Source organism: Cellvibrio sp. (assembly GCF_053579595.1).
The window spans coordinates 806-4,611 of sequence record NZ_JBRFPI010000359.1 but is presented as its reverse complement, the minus strand read 5'-3'; the positions used below and the strand labels follow the sequence as shown (position 1 = coordinate 4,611).

The 3,806-nt window shown below is 44.1% G+C and carries 5 protein-coding genes; all 5 read left to right on the top strand.

What is annotated here, in order from left to right:
• On the top strand, window positions 1-1,299 hold a 1,299-nt coding region (locus tag ACWA6V_RS17620; RefSeq protein ID WP_449523721.1), incomplete at its 5' end, for a hypothetical protein.
• A gap of 56 nt (window positions 1,300-1,355) precedes the next feature.
• On the top strand, window positions 1,356-1,763 hold the full coding sequence (locus tag ACWA6V_RS17615; RefSeq protein WP_449523720.1) for a TssQ family T6SS-associated lipoprotein: 408 nt from the start codon (window positions 1,356-1,358) through the stop codon (window positions 1,761-1,763).
• A 26-nt stretch (window positions 1,764-1,789) separates the two neighbouring features.
• Window positions 1,790-2,806, top strand: a complete 1,017-nt coding sequence (locus ACWA6V_RS17610) for a type VI secretion system protein TssA (protein ID WP_449523719.1) — start codon at window positions 1,790-1,792, stop codon at window positions 2,804-2,806.
• Window positions 2,807-2,848: 42 nt separating this feature from the next.
• Window positions 2,849-3,376, top strand: a complete 528-nt coding sequence (gene tssB, locus ACWA6V_RS17605; RefSeq protein ID WP_449523718.1) for a type VI secretion system contractile sheath small subunit — start codon at window positions 2,849-2,851, stop codon at window positions 3,374-3,376.
• Between the two features lie 28 nt (window positions 3,377-3,404).
• On the top strand, window positions 3,405-3,806 hold a 402-nt coding region (locus tag ACWA6V_RS17600; RefSeq protein WP_449523717.1), incomplete at its 3' end, for a type VI secretion system contractile sheath domain-containing protein.

Sequence of the window (3,806 nt, the reverse complement as noted above, 5' to 3'; positions counted from 1 at the left end):
ATTAAAAAAGAATTACCAACCAGCAGCTTCGCAGATGTAAAAGACCTGCTCGAAAACAAAACCAATATTACAAACAATAAAAATCACCTACCCAACACAACGACACATAAAATCGCCAAAGCGGTTGACCCTAGCCTTCAGGAAAACATAGCGAAACAGCAACAAGATTCCGTGAATGTGAAACGTGCCTCAGCCAAATTGCCAATAGTAATTGGGATTTCCGTACTGACAAGCATTATTTTGGCGACGGTTTTTATTACCATCTCAACCAATGAGGGTGATACAAAGCAAAGTACAGAAAGTGAAAAAGTATTACTTGCAACAGCGGATGAGGCATATAAAACCAGAGAATCAGATACACCCACAGATTTACAGGAAAATACTGATGCCGCTTCACGTGCCCAGCAAAATATGTTGCCCGGCACAGCAAATAACATTCAGCCTGAAATAGAAAACCAGCTATTTGTAGAAGCACCTACAAATATTATCGAGCAACAGGTACCGCAAACTGCAACGGAACAACCCAGTATTGTCGCAGAGCAACAGCCTGAAGTTTCATCTGTGCCAGACGCAGCACAAAGCAATCTGCTCAATAGGGACGCCCAAAATGGCGTCATCGCAGATAATGCACAAATACAAAATCATGACGTAAAAAATACGCAAATAACTGCTCCAAGCGATATCAATACAACGGAAAGTACACCGCAAGCGATTGAAATGGGCTCCGCAAAACTAACTCTTGTACCCTGGGGAGAAATATGGGTAAACAACCAACGCTTTGGAGTTAGCCCACCACTACGGGAAATATTGCTGGCACCTGGCACATACACCATTGAATTGCGCAACCCGGGATTGCCTACCGAGACTCGCACTCTCGTTTTTGCCAAAGGCGAAAACCCAGCGATATATCACAATTTCTCTGCAGCAAAACCTGCTGCAAATGCAACCGGTATCAACAGCAATAAAAACCAGACATCAAAGGAAACCACAACAGAAAAAACAAGGCAAAACATCAATAATCGCAGTGCAAAAGAGGAACCTGCCAAACCGATTATCGAACCAGTACCGCAAGCAAAACCGGCTATCACCAGCGAACGTCTACTGAGCTTTAAAGTCTTGCCTTGGGGGGAAATATTTTTAAATGGAAAAATGGTAGGTGTAACACCACCACTGCATGAGTTGAAGTTGGCGCCGGGCGAACATACGATTGAAATACGTCACCCTAGTTACACCACTAAAACCATTAGGATTTCTGCTGATGACCCGGCGACCCAAAAAATAGAACATAATTTTCAATAAACACAAACCATTACAATTTCTTCGTTATAGAAACCCATTGAGCGACAAATACATTTATGAAAAATTTCGTTTTGAAAATTAAACTAATAATTGCAATAAGCCTAAGTGTTCTGACAATTGGGTTAAACGGCTGCGCGACCAAGCCCACACCAGCCCCGCAACTCACTGCAGCACAAGTAAAAGTAGAGGCAGGAAAATCCCATTTTCATAGCGGTGAATATGGATCAGCAGAGAGCGACTTCCTGGATGCCAGTATCTGGAGCGGAGATACATTATCAAAAGTAGAATCCCTTAAATATCTTGCTTTTATCTACTGCGTCACCGAGCGTGTAACTCTGTGCCGCCATTCGTTTTACAAAGCGTTGCAGTTAGATCCGGGATTCGAATTAACCGCAGCCGAAAGCACTCATCCATTGTGGGGGCCAGAGTTTATTGTTGCTCAAAGCGGCCTCAATGGTATCTAACAACAACGGGCATCGCGGGGCATAAAATGGACTACCACACGGCTGATTTCTCCTTTGATGCACTAGAGAGCAAATTGTTGCTTGATACTCATTGCGGATCCGAAATTGATTATGACCCGGATTTTCTTGAACTGGAGAATATGGTTAGCACTAAAACTGAACAGCAATATGGTGCAACCATTATTCCTGCTGCGCCAACTGATTGGTCCAAAGCACTGACCAAAGCATCTGAACTATTGAGTAAAAGTAAAGATTATCGCCTGTGCAGCATAATCACCCGCGCATTGACGCACAAATACGGCATAAGCGGCACACTAAAAGGCATAGATACCATCTACGCATTGACAGAAAAGTTTTGGGAAGGTGCATTCCCCAGCATTATGTTTGATGGTGAAACCGACCTACTCCCAAGAAGTAATGCAATCGCAGAACTCAATGCAGCAACCGGTTTGTTAGGGGATTTACGCGCTGCCGACATTAATTTGCAGATGGCAGGAAAGTTATCTATAGCTCGTATAGAAAAAATTCTGAGTGGCCGCGAAGAAGATGAATCATTCAACCGCGATCAATTACTGCAAATATTGCGCGACGAAACACTCCGGCAAAACCATGAATTAATTACCCTGAAAAAGCTGATTAATTCAATAGCTGCGCTTGAAAAAATCTTGATTACACGCTTCGGCCCTGAGCAGGCTCCCGACTTCAGCCAATTGAAAAATCTATTGCAGACTATCAATCCCATTGTTGCAACTGCGACTGAAGACGTTATCGATGAACAGGAAAGCTCAGCGGAATCGCGTAGTGACGACATTAAACCTCAAACGAAAGAGACAGCACTGCTGAGTGTAAAAAGCAGAGCCGATGCAATCAGAGTATTGGATAAAGTCTGTGACTTTCTCGAAACAAATGACCCATCCAACCCCGCGCCATTACTAATTAAGCGCGCGCGCAACATGATTGGCCAGGACTTCTTTACCATTCTTAGCCAAATAGCGCCAGACGGAATAGCGCAAGCCGAACACATCACAGGAACAAAATACTAATCTACCACCAACAATGTCTGCGTAAATTGCAGGGGAGCATCTATGAGCAACAGCCAAAGCAGTCAGAAATTTATTGCGCGCAATCGCGCACCACGCGTGCAGATTGAATACGATGTGGAAATCTACGGCTCGGAAAAAAAGATCCAAATCCCTTTTATTATGGGTGTAATGGCCGACCTTGCCGGAAAACAAAAGGAAGAAATGCCTGCAATTACTGACCGAAAATTTCTGGAAATTGATGTCAGTAACTTTGATGACCGAATGAAGGCACTTAAGCCGCGCGCAGCCTTTACCGTACCCAACACATTAACAGGTGAAGGACAACTTGCAATCGATATTACGTTTAATAGCATGGAGGATTTTTCTCCTGCTGCAATAGCCAAGAAAGTAGATAGTTTGGCGGCACTACTCGATGCGCGCACCCAGCTTAATAATTTGCTGACCTATATGGATGGCAAAACCGGTGCAGAAGAATTAATTAGCAAGGTGTTGCAAGATCCAACACTGCTAAAAAGCCTGGCAATCCCCAAAGACAATACCGAACCTGCAGCAACCGCTGAAGCCGTTTAACTAAGACCACCTGAAAGGAGCGCTCCAAATGGAGATGAGTGAAGCTATTAAACCCGCTGACCAGCTTAGTCATTTCAACGACTTTTCCAGTTTGCTGCACAAAGAATTTAAACCAAAAACGGAAGAAGCCAAAACTGCAGTACAAACCGCAGTACAAACATTAGCGCAGCAAGCGCTGTCACTGTCGATGACAGTAAGCAACGATGCTTACAAAGCTATTGAATCCATCATCGCTGAAATTGACACGCGCCTCTCGGAGCAAATCAATACCATTATTCATCACCCTGACTTTCTCAAACTGGAAAGCGCTTGGCGCGGCTTGCATTATCTGGTGAATAATACTGAAACAGATGAGATGTTGAAGATCCGCTTTTTGCCAATCACCAAGCAGGAGTTGCACAGGACACTGCGTCGCCACAAAGGTGTGGGC

Coding starts and splice junctions, on each gene's coding strand:
- ACWA6V_RS17615 (WP_449523720.1), top strand. CDS start 1,356: ATGAAAAATTTCGTTTTGAAAATTAAACTAATAATTGCAATAAGCCTA.
- ACWA6V_RS17610 (WP_449523719.1), top strand. CDS start 1,790: ATGGACTACCACACGGCTGATTTCTCCTTTGATGCACTAGAGAGCAAA.
- tssB (WP_449523718.1), top strand. CDS start 2,849: ATGAGCAACAGCCAAAGCAGTCAGAAATTTATTGCGCGCAATCGCGCA.